Annotated in this window: 13 protein-coding genes; 3 read left to right on the top strand and 10 right to left on the bottom strand. The window is 72.7% G+C overall.

The features are described 5' to 3' along the window. Window positions 1-54: 54 nt before the first annotated feature. The 5 genes from KF823_00325 to KF823_00305 form a co-directional block, all read right to left on the bottom strand. The gene (locus tag KF823_00325) at window positions 55-549 is read right to left on the bottom strand and encodes a GDYXXLXY domain-containing protein (protein MBX3724347.1); all 495 of its coding nucleotides are present in this window, start codon (window positions 547-549) and stop codon (window positions 55-57) included. Then, window positions 546-1610, bottom strand: a complete 1065-nt coding sequence (locus KF823_00320) for a DUF4401 domain-containing protein (GenBank protein MBX3724346.1) — start codon at window positions 1608-1610, stop codon at window positions 546-548. The genes KF823_00325 and KF823_00320 overlap by 4 nt, the downstream gene beginning before the upstream one ends. Further along, complete coding sequence (locus KF823_00315; protein ID MBX3724345.1) at window positions 1603-2622, bottom strand: DUF2157 domain-containing protein; 1020 nt, start codon at window positions 2620-2622, stop codon at window positions 1603-1605. Before KF823_00315 ends, KF823_00320 begins: the two co-directional genes overlap by 8 nt. 167 nt (window positions 2623-2789) lie before the next feature. Continuing rightward, window positions 2790-3410: a hypothetical protein gene (locus KF823_00310; GenBank protein MBX3724344.1), complete on the bottom strand. Its 621-nt coding sequence runs from the start codon at window positions 3408-3410 to the stop codon at window positions 2790-2792. A gap of 160 nt (window positions 3411-3570) precedes the next feature. Continuing rightward, window positions 3571-6384, bottom strand: a complete 2814-nt coding sequence (locus KF823_00305) for a protein kinase (protein ID MBX3724343.1) — start codon at window positions 6382-6384, stop codon at window positions 3571-3573. A gap of 181 nt (window positions 6385-6565) precedes the next feature. On the opposite strand from KF823_00305, the gene KF823_00300 reads away from it, so the two are divergent. Beyond that, window positions 6566-7105: an RNA polymerase subunit sigma gene (locus tag KF823_00300; GenBank protein ID MBX3724342.1), complete on the top strand. Its 540-nt coding sequence runs from the start codon at window positions 6566-6568 to the stop codon at window positions 7103-7105. Window positions 7106-7268: 163 nt separating this feature from the next. Here the strand turns inward: KF823_00300 and KF823_00295 are convergent, their stop codons facing one another. Continuing rightward, complete coding sequence (locus KF823_00295) at window positions 7269-7811, bottom strand: gamma carbonic anhydrase family protein (protein MBX3724341.1); 543 nt, start codon at window positions 7809-7811, stop codon at window positions 7269-7271. Beyond that, window positions 7808-8842, bottom strand: coding sequence for a low-specificity L-threonine aldolase (ltaE, locus tag KF823_00290; GenBank protein MBX3724340.1), 1035 nt, complete (start codon window positions 8840-8842; stop codon window positions 7808-7810). Before ltaE ends, KF823_00295 begins: the two co-directional genes overlap by 4 nt. 137 nt (window positions 8843-8979) lie before the next feature. Here ltaE and xth point away from each other — a divergent pair, with 137 nt between their 5' ends. Together xth and KF823_00280 are read left to right on the top strand one after the other, a co-directional pair. After that, window positions 8980-9747, top strand: a complete 768-nt coding sequence (xth, locus tag KF823_00285) for an exodeoxyribonuclease III (GenBank protein ID MBX3724339.1) — start codon at window positions 8980-8982, stop codon at window positions 9745-9747. Then, window positions 9744-10418, top strand: a complete 675-nt coding sequence (locus tag KF823_00280; GenBank protein MBX3724338.1) for a YecA family protein — start codon at window positions 9744-9746, stop codon at window positions 10416-10418. Before xth ends, KF823_00280 begins: the two co-directional genes overlap by 4 nt. A gap of 115 nt (window positions 10419-10533) precedes the next feature. Here KF823_00280 and KF823_00275 read toward each other — a convergent pair whose 3' ends face one another. From KF823_00275 to KF823_00265, 3 genes are all read right to left on the bottom strand, one after another. Further along, window positions 10534-11535, bottom strand: coding sequence for a GGDEF domain-containing protein (locus KF823_00275; protein MBX3724337.1), 1002 nt, complete (start codon window positions 11533-11535; stop codon window positions 10534-10536). 278 nt (window positions 11536-11813) lie between these two features. Further along, complete coding sequence (locus KF823_00270; GenBank protein ID MBX3724336.1) at window positions 11814-13154, bottom strand: hypothetical protein; 1341 nt, start codon at window positions 13152-13154, stop codon at window positions 11814-11816. A gap of 136 nt (window positions 13155-13290) precedes the next feature. Further along, complete coding sequence (locus KF823_00265) at window positions 13291-15207, bottom strand: hypothetical protein (GenBank protein ID MBX3724335.1); 1917 nt, start codon at window positions 15205-15207, stop codon at window positions 13291-13293. Window positions 15208-15215: the final 8 nt, after the last annotated feature.

The raw sequence follows: 15215 nt of genomic DNA, 5'->3' as shown, positions 1-15215 counted from the left end.
GCGCGATGGCGCGATCTCGATGGCCTCGCCACCCGTCCTCATGAAATTTCCAGGCTAGGGCGCCGCGAGATCGCCGCCGCGCATCGCCACCAGCAGCGCCTCACCGTCGGCGCCGACGCGCAGTTCGCCATGGCGCGCCGACTGGTAGCGCTCGGCCTGGCCCTCGGGGAAGAACCAGGCGTTGGTGACGATGCGCACGCGACCGCCGCGCAGACGCCAGCGCAGCGCCACCTCGCCCTCGGCCACCGGACCCGCCTGCGCCTGGTTGCGCAGGAACGACGTCGTGCCATCGGCCGACAGGGCGAGCACGGCATAGCCATCGCCATGACGCGGCCGCTGCTCGCCGAAGTTGGCTTCGACATCGCGGGCGATCGCCCAGTCCAGCGCCATGTAGTCGCCCTGCAGCAGGGCGCGCGGATCGACCGGGGCCAGGGCCAGCAGCACCGGCGTTCCCTCGCGCAGCAGCCGCTCGCGCGCGCCGATCGCCATGTTCACGACGGCCAGTGCCAGCAACAGGCCGGCGATCAGAAGAATGTCGCGCACTTTCATGGCGACGCCTCGCTGCGCGGCGCCCAGGGTCGCAGCAGCAGGTGCGCGGCCAGCAGCACGCCGCCGGCGAGCAGCAGGGCATGCGCCTTGTCGAGCAAGGGCACCGCCAGCTGGAAGTAGTAGGCGACCAGGTAGACGGCCAGCGCCAGGATAGCCAGCGCCAGCAGGACGACCTGGCCGGTCGCGAAGGCGACCAGCATCATCGCCAGGGTGAAGGTCACGCCGGGCGCCGGCAGCCACAGCCAGGCCAGGACGACGGCGGCCAGCACCCAGGTCAGCAGTCGCCAGGCGGGGACCTCACGGCGCTGCGGCCAGGCCAGCAGCAGCGCGGTGCCCGGCAGGACCGCGGCGGCGGCGTAGCGGCTGGCCAGCCAGACCGACCAGGGCAGGCCGTCGGCGGCGGGTTGCCACGGCGGCGACCACACGACCAGCACCGATGCCGCCAGCGCCAGCGCCCAGGCCAGGGGCGGCAGGCTGTGGCGCCAGAACGGCTGGCCGGTCCAGTGACGCGTCCAGGCCAGCCAGACCAGGACGGTGGCCCAGGCCAGGATCGGCTGCAGCAGGACCAGCCGGTGCATTCCCAGCCCCCCCGCGATAAGCCAGCAGGCCGCGACCAGGCCGGCCAGGGCGACCCCGAAGCGGTGCACCGGCTCGAGCGACACGGCGAACACCAGCACGGCGGCCACCAGCACGGCCAGGGCCACACCGTTGGGTGCCAGGCGGGCCCCGAAGGCCAGGCCGACGACGAACAGGGCCAGCCCGGCCAGGCTGACAACGCCCGCCGCCTGCCGGGTGAATTCGCCGCGCGCCGGGTCGCGCAGCCAGGCCAGCGGTGCCAGCATCAGGATCGGGCCCAGCACCAGACCGGATGACTCACGCAAGGCCAGGTCGCCCAGCAGCAAGGCCAGGAAGCCCAGCAGCAGCGGCGTCGCCAGCCAGGCGCCGGCGCCTGCCAGCAGGCGGACCGGCCAGGGCGTCGCCGGTTCCGGGGGCGCCGGCGGCTCGCCGTCGACCAGACCCTCGACCGCCAAGCGCTGCCAGATCACGGTGGCATCAGCCATCGCCTGCCGCTCCTTCCGCGGGGACCGGCACCGGCACCGACCCGTCGCGCGCCAGCTCCCTCAGCCAGCGGGTGACCCAGGCGACCTGGCCGATCACGGCACCGGTCAGCAACAGGAAGGCCATCGCTTCCAGGCGCAGCTCGAACAGCAGCCGGCCCAGCACCGCGGTGTCGACGACGATCACCGCCAGCGCCACGGCGCTGAGCAGCAGCACATCGCGCGGCGACCGCCAGGCGGTCCAGGCGATCGCGCAAGCGCCCAGCGCACAGGCGAGCAGGCCGGTGCCGTGCAGGCCGCGCCAGGCGAACACGTCCGACAGCGCCGCCGGTACCAGAACGGCCAGCGCGGCCAACGCCAGCAGCCGCGGACCCAGGGTCCCGGCCAGCCCCGGCAGGCGCTGGCCGGGCCCGTGCCAAGCCAGGTGCAGTCCGGCATTGAGCAGGCCCACCAGCAGCCAGATCAGCCGGGTACCGTCCCCGTGCTCGCCCAGCCACAGCACCAGCGCGAGCTGGGCGACCACCAGCCACAGCAGGGTCATGGCGGTGCTGCGCGCGGCGAACAGCCACGGCACCAGCAGCGCAGCCCACAGCGCAAACAGCTGCCAGGTGTCGGCACCGGTCTGGTAGGTCTGCCCGAGCAAGGCGAGCAGGCCGCCCAGCGCAACCGCCGCCAGCATCAGGGCGGCCTGGCCGCCGGCACGCGCCAGGCCCAGGCGCCACGCCGCGATCACGGCCAGTACCAGGATCGCCTGACCGCCGTACAGGCGGGCGCTGCGGCCGAGCTGCTCCCAGTTGGCCGCCACCAGGCAGACCAGGCCGGCCGCCAGCAGGGCGACCGCAAGCCACAGGCTCAGGTGCTGGAGGAAGCCGCGCCACAGGACGGTCGAAGGCTGCCGCCCGGCCAGTTCGCCGGCGCGATGCGCGGCGGCAGGCGCCAGCGCCCCGCTGGCCTGCCAGTCGGCGATGCGGGCCTGCACCGTCGTGGAATCGCGCCATTGGCGCCACCAGGTCATCGTCGCCCCTCCCAGGTCGACCGCGGCGGCGCCCCCTTGGCGTCGCCCCCGGGCTCGGCCCGGATCGCCGGGATGCTACGCCCACGGTCCGGATCATGAACAGTGCCGGAAGCAACCCCCGGGGCGGGCCGCACCGGCGCGGCCCGACCGCGCGGCGTCGGCCGGGCTCAACGAGGTCCTTCCGCGGGCGCCTCGATGCGCAAGGCCGGATCGTTGATCGCGAAGTAACGCATCCGGGTCACGCCCGCCTGGCGATCGTCGTCTGGATGCAGATCGACCTGCACGGGGTGGCCCTCGACCATCAGCACCCGCGCGAAACCCTCGCCACCAGCCCAGCGGGCCCGCACGCGACGGGCGCCGGGGGGGTCGCCCGCCTCCGGGGCTTCCGTGACAACCCGCAGTCCCGGCAACTGCAGCATGCGCACGGCATGGCTCCACTGGCCGCGCAGCGCGTCCAGCGCACCCGGCGTCAGGGCCTGCCGGTGCATCTGGCCATCGAGCTCAAGGTACATGTCGCTGCCGATCAGGGTCTGCACGCCCTCGGCGGTGCGGGCGCGCAGGCGGTCCGGCGCGACGAACTCCAGTTCGATGCGGGTCGGCACGTCCGCATCGTCCTCGATGGTGGCCCGGTAGCTGCTGGCCGCGGCCAGGCGTTCGAGCGCGGCGACCAGCGCGGCGCGCGCCGCCGGGTCGTCGGTCGTCCCCGGCGCGCGCCCGGGCAGGGCCAGGCAGCAGACGAGCACGGTCAGCCACAGCGCGCTGCGCATGGCCAGGGGGAATCGGGACATGGGGACCTCCTGGGTCGCGGGGTCAGCCGGGGCAGGCCGCCTGACTGCGCGCCTGCCCGCACCTGGAACACGCCGGGCGCACCCGGATCCCGACATCCCGGTCTTTGCCCGGGCAGGCGCGGCCACACTCCGGTTGCCCTCGCGAGGGCGCGGCGCGGGCTCAGTCCGCGTGGGCCAGGCGCGCCAGGAGATCCTCGGCTGCGGCCCGCTCCGGACTGAGCGGATGCTGGAATCGCCGGCAGGCCGCCAACGCCCGGTCGGCATGTTCGCGCGCCTGTTCCCCGGCGCCGGTCGCGGCCAGGGCCTCGGCGTGGAGCAGCCACAGCATCGGCAGGGTGCGCGGATCGGAAGGGGGCGGCAGGGCGTCCATGCGCGCCAGCACCTGGCCGCTCAGGGCCAGCGCCCGGCGGGCATCGCCCCGCGCCAGCGCCACCCGCGCCTGGCCCGCGAGGGCCAGGGCATGTGCCAGCCCGGCACCGGGCACCGGGGCACCGAGGATCGCCTCGAACTCGCGCTCGGCCTCATCCAGCCCGCCGCGCCGGGGCAGCAGCCGCGCGGCGCGCTCCCGAGCCATCAGGGTGCCCACCGAATCGGCCCCTTCCCAGGCGACCACCTCAGCCAGGGAGAGCGCGAAGGCCTCGGCAGCCTCCGTATCCCGGCCGGTCGCCTCGTAGGCCTCGCCAAGCATCCGGTACAGGTAGCCAAGGCGATGTCCCCGGTGCGCCCGCTGATGGCCGAGCAGTGCCCGTTCAAGGTGTTCGACGGCGGCCCCGGGCTGGCCGTCCTGGACCAGCAATCCGCCGATCATGGTCCGCACCAGGGCGACGTTGTCCTCGTCCTGCAGCGAAGGTTCCGCCGGCAGCAGGGCCAGGATGCGCGCGACCAGGTCAAGGGCCTGCTCGCGGTCGCCGCGGCCGTGCAGGTTGCCGGCGCGGGTCGCCAGCGCATGCCAGTACTTGGGGCTGTCTTCGCCATGGGTGCGCAGCGCCAGGTCGATGGCGCGGCGGCTGGCGGCATCGGCGGCCTCATGGTCGCCGAGCGCGGCCTGGGCGTGACCGAGGTTGGCATAGATCACCAGCAGCTCGCCGTCAAAACGGTCGATCGCCTGCTCGAGGACCGCCGCCGCGCGCGCCAGGTTCTCGCCCGCGCGGCGATCGTCGCCCGGCCTGCCACGCTCCCAATGGGCGGCACCCAGGTTGGCCAAGGCGACGCCCAGCTCGCGATCGCCCGGCTCGGTGCGCTCGAACAGCTCGACCGCGCGTGCCAGCGCCGCGATGCGTTCCTCGATGCGGGCCGGATCGGGCTCCAGGGCGCTGCCGAGTCGCATCCACCAGCGCGCGCGCACCACGCTCCGGTCCAGGCCGGCCTGCCGGATCAGCGGGTCGACCTCCCGCAGGATGCGCTCGGCGCCGGCATAGTCGAGCATCAGGACGGCGTCGTCGGCCTCCAGCAGACGACCCTCGATGACCGTGGGATGGCGCTCGCCGAGCCGTGCCCGTGCCAGCGCCATGTGCCGGTGCTGGAACGCCCGGTAGCGATCGTGCTCGCCCAGGGCACGGAACAGGCTGGCGGTCAGGCCCAGCAGCTCGGTTTCCAGCGCCGGTTGCCCGGCGAAGTCGCTGCTGATCCGGGCGGCGCCGCGATCGAGCAGTTCCCGGGCGGTGATCTGGCCGCCCGGGGTGTCCGAGGCGACGTGCGGGTCGCTGGCCCGGAACACCCGCACCAGGAAATCCTTGGTCGCCGTGGCCCGCGCCGCCTGGTCGCGCGCGAGGCTCGCCTGCCAGGCCACCGCCGCAGTTCCCGCGAGAAGTGCCGCCAGCACCATGCCACTGGCCGCCACCGGCCAGCGGTTGCGGCGCAGGAAGCGGCGCAGCACGTACAGGCCGGCGCCCTGGCGCGCATGTACGGGACGGTGCGCCAGACAACGACGCAGGTCGGCCGCCAGAGCTCGGGCATCGGCATAGCGCTGCGCGGGCTCGGGCCGCAACGCCTTGCCGACGATGGCGTCGAGGTCGCCGCGCAACAGGCGCGGGGGGACGCCATAGCCCGGCCGGCTGGCCTGGCTCGGCAAGGGCGGCGTCGATTCCAGCAGACGCTGCACCGCCGCGCCCAGCGGCAGGCCGGCCACTGGCCAGGGCAAGGTGCCGGTCAGCAGCTCGTGGAGCACCACGCCCAGCGCATGGACGTCGGTTGCGACACTGATCCGGCCGCCGGTGAGCTGCTCCGGCGCCGCGTAGGCCGCCGAAAGGTGCAACGTGCCGCTGGCGTCGCCGAGCACCGGGTCCTCCAGCAGGTGGGCGATGCCGAAGTCCAGCAGCTTGATGCGGCCGTCGCTGGCGACCAGGATGTTGGCGGGCTTGAGATCGCGGTGCACGACCAGTTGCGCGTGCGCGTAGGCGACCGCCTCGCAGACCTGCAGGAACAGGTTCAGCCGGGCGCGCAGATCGGCACGGGTACGCCGGCACCAGGCGAGCAGGTCCTCGCCGTCGACGTATTCCATGGCCATGTAGGCCACGCCCTCCGGCGCCACGCCGCCATCGCACAGGCGCGCGATGCCGGGATGTTCCAGACCGGCCAGGATCGCGCGCTCGCGGTGGAACCGGCCATCGTCGGCCACTCCCGCGGCCAGGACCTTGATCGCCACCTGCTGGTCGAAGCCGCCCTCGACACGCTCCGCCAGCCAGACCTCGCCCATGCCGCCGGCACCCAGCGGCCGTTTCAGCTGCCAGGGACCCAGCCGCTGACCGGCCGCCATCCGCGCGGCGACGCCGTCGACCGGCCCAGCCGATGGCGGGGCAGCGTCCAGGAAGCCATCGTGCCGCTCGGCATGCACCAGCAGGGTCGTCAGGCGCTGGCGTCTGGCCACATCTCCGCGGCAGGCCCGCTGCAGGAACTCGGCGCGGCGTGCCGGCGCCATGGCCAGTGCCCGGTCCAGCAGGCGCTCATCGGCAGGGTCGAGCTCGAGCCGTGCCATCCAGGTCGCATCATGTCCGCGAAGCCGGCCCACAGGATAACCGGGGACAACGGGCCGGCAGCCCGTGCCGGCCCGCCGGCGATGATCGACAGACCCGGCGGCAGGGGCGCTCAGCCCTGCCAGGCATGGCACGACGCCCACCGGTTCCGGGGTCGCGGGGGGAACTGCCACAATCGGTGGCATGAGCGAGCCGTCGCCCGCCATCGATGAACGCGATGTCGGCCTGCTGGTCGAGCTGTTCTATGCCGACCTGCAGCGCCTCGCGCATGGCGAACGCGCCCGCGTGCGGCATCGCCCCGAGACCATGCAGACCACCGCCCTGGTGCACGAGGCCTATCTGAAGCTGGCCGGGCAGACGCGCTTCCGCAGCCAGGGCCACTTCCTGGCGACAGCAGCGCTGGCGATGCGCCAGGTGCTGGTGGGCCGGGCGCGGCAGCGGATGGCCGCCAAGCGCGGCCAGGGCGTCGCACCGCTGCCGCTGGATGTGGTGCTGCTGGCGGGCGTGGAGGGTGCCGTGGACGACGAGCGCCTGATCGCGCTCTCGGACGCCCTGGAGACACTGGAGACCCAGCACCCGCGGCTGGCGCGCGTCATCGAATGCCGCTGGTTCGCCGGCTACAGCGAGGCGGAAACCGCCGTGGCACTGGGCGTCACCGACCGCACGGTGCAACGCGACTGGGCCAAGGCCAAGGCGCTGCTCTACGAGGCGCTGGGCGCCTGACAGGCTGTTGAAGAACAGTCTGCTTGGCTGCGGCGATGGATGGCCGACCGGCGAAGCAACTGTCTAAGCCGTCGATTCGAGGGGAGCGCGTCCGGACCTGTGCCGGACGGGCGATTGGAAGAACGACCGGGACGGTCGTTTCTCGACAAGCTGCCAAGCGCGGTCAACCGGCTGGCGGTTCCGCCAGGTACTCGTCCTTGAGCTTCACGTAGTTCTTCGAGGAGTAGTACAGCGACTCGATCTCGACGTCGCTGAGCCGGCGCGCGAAGCGGGCCGGGCTGCCCAGCCACAGCTCGCCCTCGCCGAGCACCTTGCCGGGCGAGAGCAGGGCGCCGGCGCCCAGGAAGCCGTGCCGGCGCACCACCGCGCCATCCAGCACGGTGGCGCCCATGCCGATCAGGCAGGCGTCCTCGATGGTGCAGGCGTGCACGATGGCGCCATGGCCGATGGTGACGTCGGCGCCGATCAGGGTCGGGAAGCCGCCGGGCGTGTAGGGACCGTCGTGGGTGACGTGGACGATGGTGCCGTCCTGCAGGTTGCTGCGCGCGCCGATGCGGATGTGGTGGACGTCGCCGCGCACCACGGTGGTCGGCCACAGCGAGGCGTCGTCGCCGATCACCACGTCGCCGATCACCAGCGCCGCCGGGTCGACCCAGACGCGTTCGCCCAGGGTGGGCGAGATGCCCTTGAAGCTGCGGATGCTCATGGCGCGATTGTAGCGGTGGCGGGGGCGAAGCCCGCGAACAGCGCCACGGTCCGCGCGATGCCCTCGTCATCCACGTCGAGATGCACGACCAGGCGCAGCACCGGGCCGTCGCCGCCCGGCAGCACGATGCCCGCGGCCTGCGCGGCGGCCGCCAGCGCCGGCCGCCACGCCGGGTCGATGCGCACGAACACCATGTTGGTGTGGGCGCCGTCGACCTCGAGCCCGGGCAGGCCGCGCAGGCCGTTGGCAAGGCGCGCGGCGCGGGCATGGTCGTCGGCCAGCCGGCCGACATGGTGGTCCAGGGCATGCAGCGCCGCGGCGGCCAGCAGGCCGGCCTGGCGCCAGCCGCCGCCGAGCATCTTGCGCCAGCGCCGGCCGGCGTGGACGAGGTCCCGGGTGCCCACCAGCACCGAGCCGACCGGCGCGCCCAGGCCCTTGGACAGGCAGACGCTGACGCTGTCGAACGGCGCCGCCACCATCCGCACCGGCACGCCGCAGGCGACCGCGGCGTTGTACAGGCGGGCGCCGTCCAGGTGCAGGCCCAGGCCATGGCGGTCGCACAGGGCGCGGGCGCCCGACAGGTAGTCCAGCGGCAGCGGCCGACCGTGCCAGGTGTTCTCCAGCGCCAGCAGCCGGGTGCGCGCGAAATGCGGGTCGTCCGGCTTGATCGCCGCCTCGACCGCGGCCAGCGGCAGGGTGCCGTCGGCGGCCTGCGGCAGCGGCTGCGGCTGGATCGAGCCGAGCACGGCGGCGCCGCCACCCTCGTAGCGATAGGTGTGGGCGTCCATGCCGACGATGTACTCGTCGCCGCGCGCGCAGTGGCACAGCAGGGCGACCAGGTTGGCCTGGGTGCCGCTGGGCAGGAACAGGCCGGCCTGGAAGCCGAGGTCGGCGGCGACCCGCTGTTCCAGCGCGATGACCGTCGGGTCCTCGCCGTAGACATCGTCGCCGACCTCGGCCGCGGCCATGGCGGCGCGCATGGCAGCGGTCGGGCGGGTGACGGTGTCGCTGCGCAGGTCGACAGGCTTCATCGGGTCGGCATCCGGCTGGGCCGGCCACTATCGCGCATCGCGGCGGTGATGGCGCCCCGGCCATCGCCAGGCGGGCGGTCCGGCGCGCCACCCCGTGCCAGCGGGCCGGTGCCGGCCGCCGCCGCTACACTGCCGTCATGAAGATCGCGAGCTGGAACGTTAACTCGCTCAAAGTCCGGCTGCCGCACCTGGGGCAATGGTGCGCGCAGGCGCAGCCCGACCTGCTCGCCCTGCAGGAGACCAAGCTCGACGACCCGGCCTTCCCGGCCGCAGCGATCGCCGAGCTCGGCTACCAGGCGGTGTTCTCCGGGCAGCGCACCTACAACGGCGTCGCCCTGCTGGCGCGCGCGCCGATCACCGACGTCGTGGCCGGGGTCCCCGGGCTGGACGATCCGCAGCGCCGCTATCTGGCCGGCACCGTCGGTGGCGTGCGCGTGGTGAACCTCTACGTGGTCAACGGCCAGGCGGTGGGCAGCGAGAAGTACGAATACAAGCTTCGCTGGCTGGCGGCGGTGCGCGAGGCGCTGGCGGAGGAGCTGGCGCGCCACCCCGACCTGGTGGTACTGGGCGACTTCAACATCGCCCCCGACGACCGCGACGTCCACGACCCGCAGGCCTGGCACGAGCAGATCCTGTGCTCGACGCCGGAACGCGAGGCATTGCGCGGCGTGCTCGAGCTCGGACTGGTCGACAGTTTCCGGGTGGGCAACGACGAGAGCGGCCACTATTCCTGGTGGGACTACCGGCAGGCGGCGTTTCGCCGCGACCTCGGACTGCGCATCGACCTGGTGCTGTTGTCGGACGCCCTGCGCGGCCGCCTCACGGCGGCTGGCATCGACCGTGAACCGCGCACCTGGGAACGGCCATCCGACCATGCGCCGGTCTGGGTCGACCTCGCCTCGTGAGCCGGCGCCTGCTGCCCGAGCTGGCCGAATCGCTCGACCAGGACGAACTGGACGAGCTGCACGACGCGCTGTACGCGCGCAATGGCGAGGACGGACCGCTGCTGGACGGCATGCACGGTCTGGTCACCGCGATCCTGGTCGGGCCGGACAAGGTGCCCGCCGAGGAATGGCTGCCGCTGGTGCTCAATCCCGAGGAGCCGTTCGGCAGCCACCTGGAGGCCGACCACCTGACCCGCCTGTGCCTGCGCCTGTACCACGCCGTCGAGCGTGGCCTGGAACAGCTCATGTACGAGCCCATCCTGTCCGAGTACGGCGAGGAAGGCGAGGAGGCGGAGGTCGAGGTCGATGCCCGCGGCTGGTGCGCCGGCTTCGCGCTGGGCATCGACCTGCGTGCACGGCTGTGGGAGCCGCGCCTGCGCTTCGATCCGCGGCTGACCGACCTGATGGCGCCGATCATGGCGCTGGCCTTCGCCGAGGGCCTGTTCGAGGAATTCAGCGACCCGCACTGGCCGCCGCTTTCGGACGCCGAGCGCGAGGCCTGCCTGCAGATGATCCCGAGCTGCGTGATGGACCTGCAGCACTACTGGCGCGAGCACCCGGTCGAGCACAGCCTGGTCGCCCCGCAACCGGTGCGCCAGCCGCGCAAGCGCGGTGGCCGCTGGGTGCACTGAACCGAGCCTCGCCGGGCGCCCGCAAGACAGGGGACGAACGCGGGGGAGAGTGCCGGCTGGCGGCACGGGAAACGTTCCGCCGAACAGGCGCGGCCGGTGCAGCCGCGGCCGGGTTTCAAGGAGCCAGGACGCGCCAGTCGTCGCCGCCGGCGCTCTTGACCTCGTAGAGGGCCAGGTCGGCGTGGCTGTACCAGCTGGCCCAGTCGCTGCCGGGCGGACAGGTGGTGCCGCCGATGCTGACGGTCAGCTCCGGGCAACCGGGCAGGCGCAGCGAACGCACGCCGGCGACGATCTGGCGCGCGCGCGCATGCAGTTCGTCAAGGTTGGCGATCTGGGTGATCATTGCGAACTCGTCGCCGCCCAGGCGGCACGGCAGGTCGCAGGGCAGGGATGCGTCCTGCGCCTCCATCGCCACCGCACGCAACACCTGGTCGCCGACCAGGTGGCCGCAGCGGTCGTTGATCTGCTTGAACCTGTCGAGGTCGATCAGCAGCAGCGCCAGCTGCCGGTCGGGCATGCGGTGCTCCTCGAAGCGCTCCAGAAACAGGTAGAGCCCGCGGCGGTTGCACAGGCCGGTGAGCTCGTCGGTACGCACCAGCCGTTGGGCCGTGCTGAGTTCCGACTCGGTGCGCCGCAGCGAGTCCAGCGTCACCATCAGGTCCTCGTTGCGACGCTTCAGGTTGGCGATCAACTGTTGTTCGCTGGCGACCAGGTAGGAGAACGAGCGGCGCATGAACTGCGCGAGCAGCCTGGGCTGGGTTTCCAGCAGATTGTCGAAGGCCGCATGCTCGATGATGTGCAGCACGCAGGGCGAGTGCGCGATCGCGCTGGCCACCCGCGAATGGTTGCCGATGAACAGCGCCAGTTCGCCGAAGAACTCGTGCGGCCCGAGGATCTTGTCCGGTTGGCCATCGCCGAACTCGAGCTGCACCTGCCCGGTGTCGATGACGTACATGGCCCGGCCCTGCTCGCCGCGCCGGAAGATAGATTCGCCACGGCGCAGCTCGCGCCGGTCGCCGGCGGCCGCCAGCAGCGCGAACTCGCCCTCTGACAGCTGCCTGGGCAACAGCGATTGCCGCACCGGCGCACTGAACACCGGCGCCTCATCCTTGGCCATGGCTCCCGCTCCCGCTTGCCGCACCATGTCCAGCCCCCTGACCATGGACTCCGTGAAGGATCATAACGCAAGCAGGCAGGGAGACCGGACACGTCGCCCGTGCACCGGCACGCAACGCCATCCCGCGTTCCCTCTCGATGCACCGGACGGGCTGCGCCACGGCAGCCACCCCGCTTGGCCGGGCGCCCGCGCAAGGTCCGGGTCCGGACCCAGCGCCAGGTCCACCCCGCCACGGCCGGCGGGCCTCCGGCCCACCCGGCAACCGACCCCAGGCGTCTTCAGTTCGGGGCGTCGGTGGCGCCACCCGCTGCTCGGTCGCCGCCGACTTCCCATCCGCGCCAGCTGCCATCCGACAGGTCCACGGCGACGAGCAACTCGCGGCGGTCGCTGCGCCCGGGCGGCGCGTCGTCCACGTGACCGTAAAGCAGCAGGGTCGCAGGCAGCGGCCAGCGATTGGACAGTTCGGCCAGCGGCAGTTGCGTCTCCCACAGTGGCGCGAGGTCCGCGCCCAGGCGCCCGAGCGCAAGCCGGCCACGGGTATCCAGGCGGGTACGGTGCAGGACCAGCACGCCCTCGGGCGAGGACATGCGCATCGGTTCGCCCGGCGCCGGCCGCCAGGTGTTGCCGCGCTGGAGCCACTGCGGATCGCCGGGGGCGGACGGCGCCTTCAGCAGCCGCCCCTGCAGCCATTCGCGTTCCGGGCCGATCGGCTCGAGCGAAAGCAGCCGCGGATGGCTGCCCTCGCTGAATTCACGGGTCCTGCCCAGGGTCGCCTTCCAGAAGCGGCGTCGCGCAGACGCCCCCTCATCGGCCACTTCGGCGGAACTGAACAGGTGGTCGCCCCAGGGATCGTTGGCCGCATCGGACGCTTCCGACGCGCTGAACAAGCCGACCCAGTCATTCCCGAAACGACCGTGGCGAACGCCGAAGTCGGCCGTCGCGTAGCCACCATGCCAGGTCGAAGTCTGCCGGCCGGCATGTTCGAAGCGCTCGCGATCGACCACCTCATGCGGGTGGGCCAACAGGGTGGCGGCATCCAGCCGCACCAGTCGGCCGTCCGCCAGGCGCACGAACAGGGACTCCATCCACGTCCAGTGCCGCAGCTCGCGGGGAAACAGGCCGGCCAGGTCGGGGTTGGCGGCCTCCAGGTCGGCCAGTCCTGCGCGCTGCACGCCGCCGACGGCGGCCAGCAACACCGGCGCGTCGTTCAGCCACAGCCAGATCGCGTCGCCCTGTTGCCCCAGGATGCGCAGCACGGCCTGGTGTCCCGAATCCTTTTCGTGGACCACGGCCAGGGTCCGGGAGAGCGTCGGCCGCGTCGTGTCCGGTGCATGGACCTGCAGGCGCAGGTGGTACAGGCGCTCGGTGATCCAGCGCCCGCTGCTGTGCCGGCCGCCGCCGATCCGGCGGCTGCGCACCTCGGTCTGGTGCAGCGCCAGCCACAGCGCATGCCCGCCATCGGGCGCATGCACCAGGAGCAGCGGACCGTTGCGGCGCGCCGGCTCGAAGTCGCTGCGGGTGCCCCCCAGGTACATCGCCAGCCCGGCCGACACGATCACCGCCACCACGATGGCCAGGGCGCGAAGGATGGGATTCGGGGCGTCGGGGGCGCTGGGCACACTGCATTGTCACGGCAGAAGTCGCCCGTTGGGGCCATCCTGGCCTGAGGAACCCGGCGACGCTGCGCCGCCGGCTGGATCGACCGGTGCCCACTCGCCACGCCGGATCCCGCCGCCGGACCGGCGCCCGGCAGGTTCAGTCGGGCGGCCTGAGCCGCCGCCGCCCCGCGCGCCAGCGGCCCAGCCGGCGCCAGACCAGCAGCCCGCGGGCATGCAGCAGCACCAGCATCAAGGTGGCGAACAAGGCGGTGGCGAACAGGTCGAGCTTGAACTTCAGCCACTGGCCGTCGACGCCGGCGTCGACCAGCTGGAAGACCAGTTGCAGCAGGCCCAGGAAGGCGACGTAGAACAGCACCCGACCGACGAAGCGCTCGGACTTCTTGGCCTCGTTGCCGCGCAGGTCGTCGATGGTGCGCTCCAGGTCGCCGACCACGCCGGCCCAGTAGGCCTCGCGCTGGGCGATGCCGCGCACCGCCTCCACCGAGTCGTAGAACGCGCGCTCGGTGTCGTAGCGCAGAACGTTGAAGTAGCGGTGCTTGGCGATGCTGGCGAAGGTCTCGATCCGGAAGCGGCGGAACGCGTCGAAGGCGTCCTCGGCCAGCGAGGTGGCGTAGATGCCGGATCCGGCAGCCGCCTCGGCATCGAGCAGGCCGTCGCCTTCGAGCCTGTCGATCAGCGCCCGCACCATCGACTCGTAGCGACGCACCAGCAGCTCGTTGTGCAGGGTCATCAGGTGCACGAGGAACAGGTACGGACAGGTGCCGATCCAGCCGCGCCCGACTTCCAGGCTGCGCGAGCCGGCGACCACCTCGTAGATCACCGACTGGGTCGCATAGACCAGGAAATGACTGCCGCCATCGGCCTGGTCGGCGGGCGGATAGATGGGGTCGGTGCCGTCCTTGATCTCGCTGACGTCCTGGCGCAGGAAGTCGACGATGTTCTGGAAGAATCCGGACAGGAAGTAGTAGTCGAGCTGGGCCGGCGGCAGGTGGGCGGCGTCGAGGTCGGCCAGTCGGTAACGGCGCTGCAGCGGCGCCTGTGCCTCCCGGGACGGCTCGGGGCGCGCGAAATCGCGTAGTGCGGAGCGGATTTCGGGCGCCAGCAGCGCGAAGAACCAGGGGTCCTCCAGCAGGCAGACCACGCGGGCGCCGAGCTGGGACAGCGGGGTTGCGGGCAATCGCCCACCGCGAGCCGACGCCTCCCCTTCCGGCAGCAGCAGCGCCCAGGGCCGGCCCAGTGCCCGCGCCGCCGGCAACTCGATGCCGCGCCCGGCCAGCAGCCCGGCCACCGCCCCGGCCAGGTGCCGGAAGTGGCCGTCGAAAGTGGCCTGCAGCCAGTCCATGAAGGTCTGTGCAGGCGCCTCCGCCCTGGCCCGGCGGGAACGCACCCACAATGCGCTTTCGGCATCGTCCAGAAGCCAGGCGGTGCCCTCGGTGGGCGACATCGCCTTCTGCAGCATCGACAGCGCGTAGTAGTCGCGATGACCATGCCGGTAGGCCAGCTCCAGCGACAGGTGCCAGGTCAGCGCGGTGTTGGAGTGCGCCACCCAGAACGCCCGGCAGCGCGCCGGCAGCCGCACCGGGGCATCCAGGTCCAGCGCGAACGACTCGCCCTCGGTCTGCCAGCGCAGGCCGGCCGGGATGCACAGCTCGATCTCGTCGAACACGTTCTCGCCGTCCGGGTCGTCGGGAACCGGTTGGCTGGGCGTGTCGATCAGGAAATCCTGCACGAACAGGCCGCGCTGGCGGTCGGCGATGTCGTTGAACAACGGTTCGATGGCGGCGCCCAGGCGCCGGCTGTCGCCGTAGCCGCTGCCGTCTCGGCCGCCCAGCCGCTCGAACAGCGCGCGGTCCCAACCGCTTCGGCCCTGGGCATCGGCGAAGTGCGCCTGCAGGCGCCGGTGGTCGACCGGCAGGGAGACGGTCAGGTGCAGGCGGCCGCCGTGTGCGCGGAGCGGCGCGATGCCGGCCAGCGCCCCGGCCAGGGCCGGCCCCAGGTCGGCGTGCGGATCGTGGGATCCGGTGGCAGCGGCGTCGGCCAGCGGGGCGTCCATGCGGGACT

The sequence above is a fragment of the Lysobacterales bacterium genome (assembly GCA_019634735.1).
Classification (GTDB): domain Bacteria; phylum Pseudomonadota; class Gammaproteobacteria; order Xanthomonadales; family UBA2363; genus Pseudofulvimonas.
The sequence above is the reverse complement of the archived record's forward strand: the minus strand, read 5'-3'. Positions and strand labels throughout refer to the sequence as shown.

Coding starts and splice junctions, on each gene's coding strand:
- KF823_00300 (MBX3724342.1), top strand. CDS start 6,566: ATGAGCGAGCCGTCGCCCGCCATCGATGAACGCGATGTCGGCCTGCTG.
- KF823_00275 (MBX3724337.1), bottom strand. CDS start 11,535: ATGGCCAAGGATGAGGCGCCGGTGTTCAGTGCGCCGGTGCGGCAATCG.
- KF823_00320 (MBX3724346.1), bottom strand. CDS start 1,610: ATGGCTGATGCCACCGTGATCTGGCAGCGCTTGGCGGTCGAGGGTCTG.
- KF823_00295 (MBX3724341.1), bottom strand. CDS start 7,811: ATGAGCATCCGCAGCTTCAAGGGCATCTCGCCCACCCTGGGCGAACGC.
- ltaE (MBX3724340.1), bottom strand. CDS start 8,842: ATGAAGCCTGTCGACCTGCGCAGCGACACCGTCACCCGCCCGACCGCT.
- KF823_00325 (MBX3724347.1), bottom strand. CDS start 549: ATGAAAGTGCGCGACATTCTTCTGATCGCCGGCCTGTTGCTGGCACTG.
- KF823_00265 (MBX3724335.1), bottom strand. CDS start 15,207: ATGGACGCCCCGCTGGCCGACGCCGCTGCCACCGGATCCCACGATCCG.
- xth (MBX3724339.1), top strand. CDS start 8,980: ATGAAGATCGCGAGCTGGAACGTTAACTCGCTCAAAGTCCGGCTGCCG.
- KF823_00310 (MBX3724344.1), bottom strand. CDS start 3,410: ATGTCCCGATTCCCCCTGGCCATGCGCAGCGCGCTGTGGCTGACCGTG.
- KF823_00305 (MBX3724343.1), bottom strand. CDS start 6,384: ATGGCACGGCTCGAGCTCGACCCTGCCGATGAGCGCCTGCTGGACCGG.
- KF823_00315 (MBX3724345.1), bottom strand. CDS start 2,622: ATGACCTGGTGGCGCCAATGGCGCGATTCCACGACGGTGCAGGCCCGC.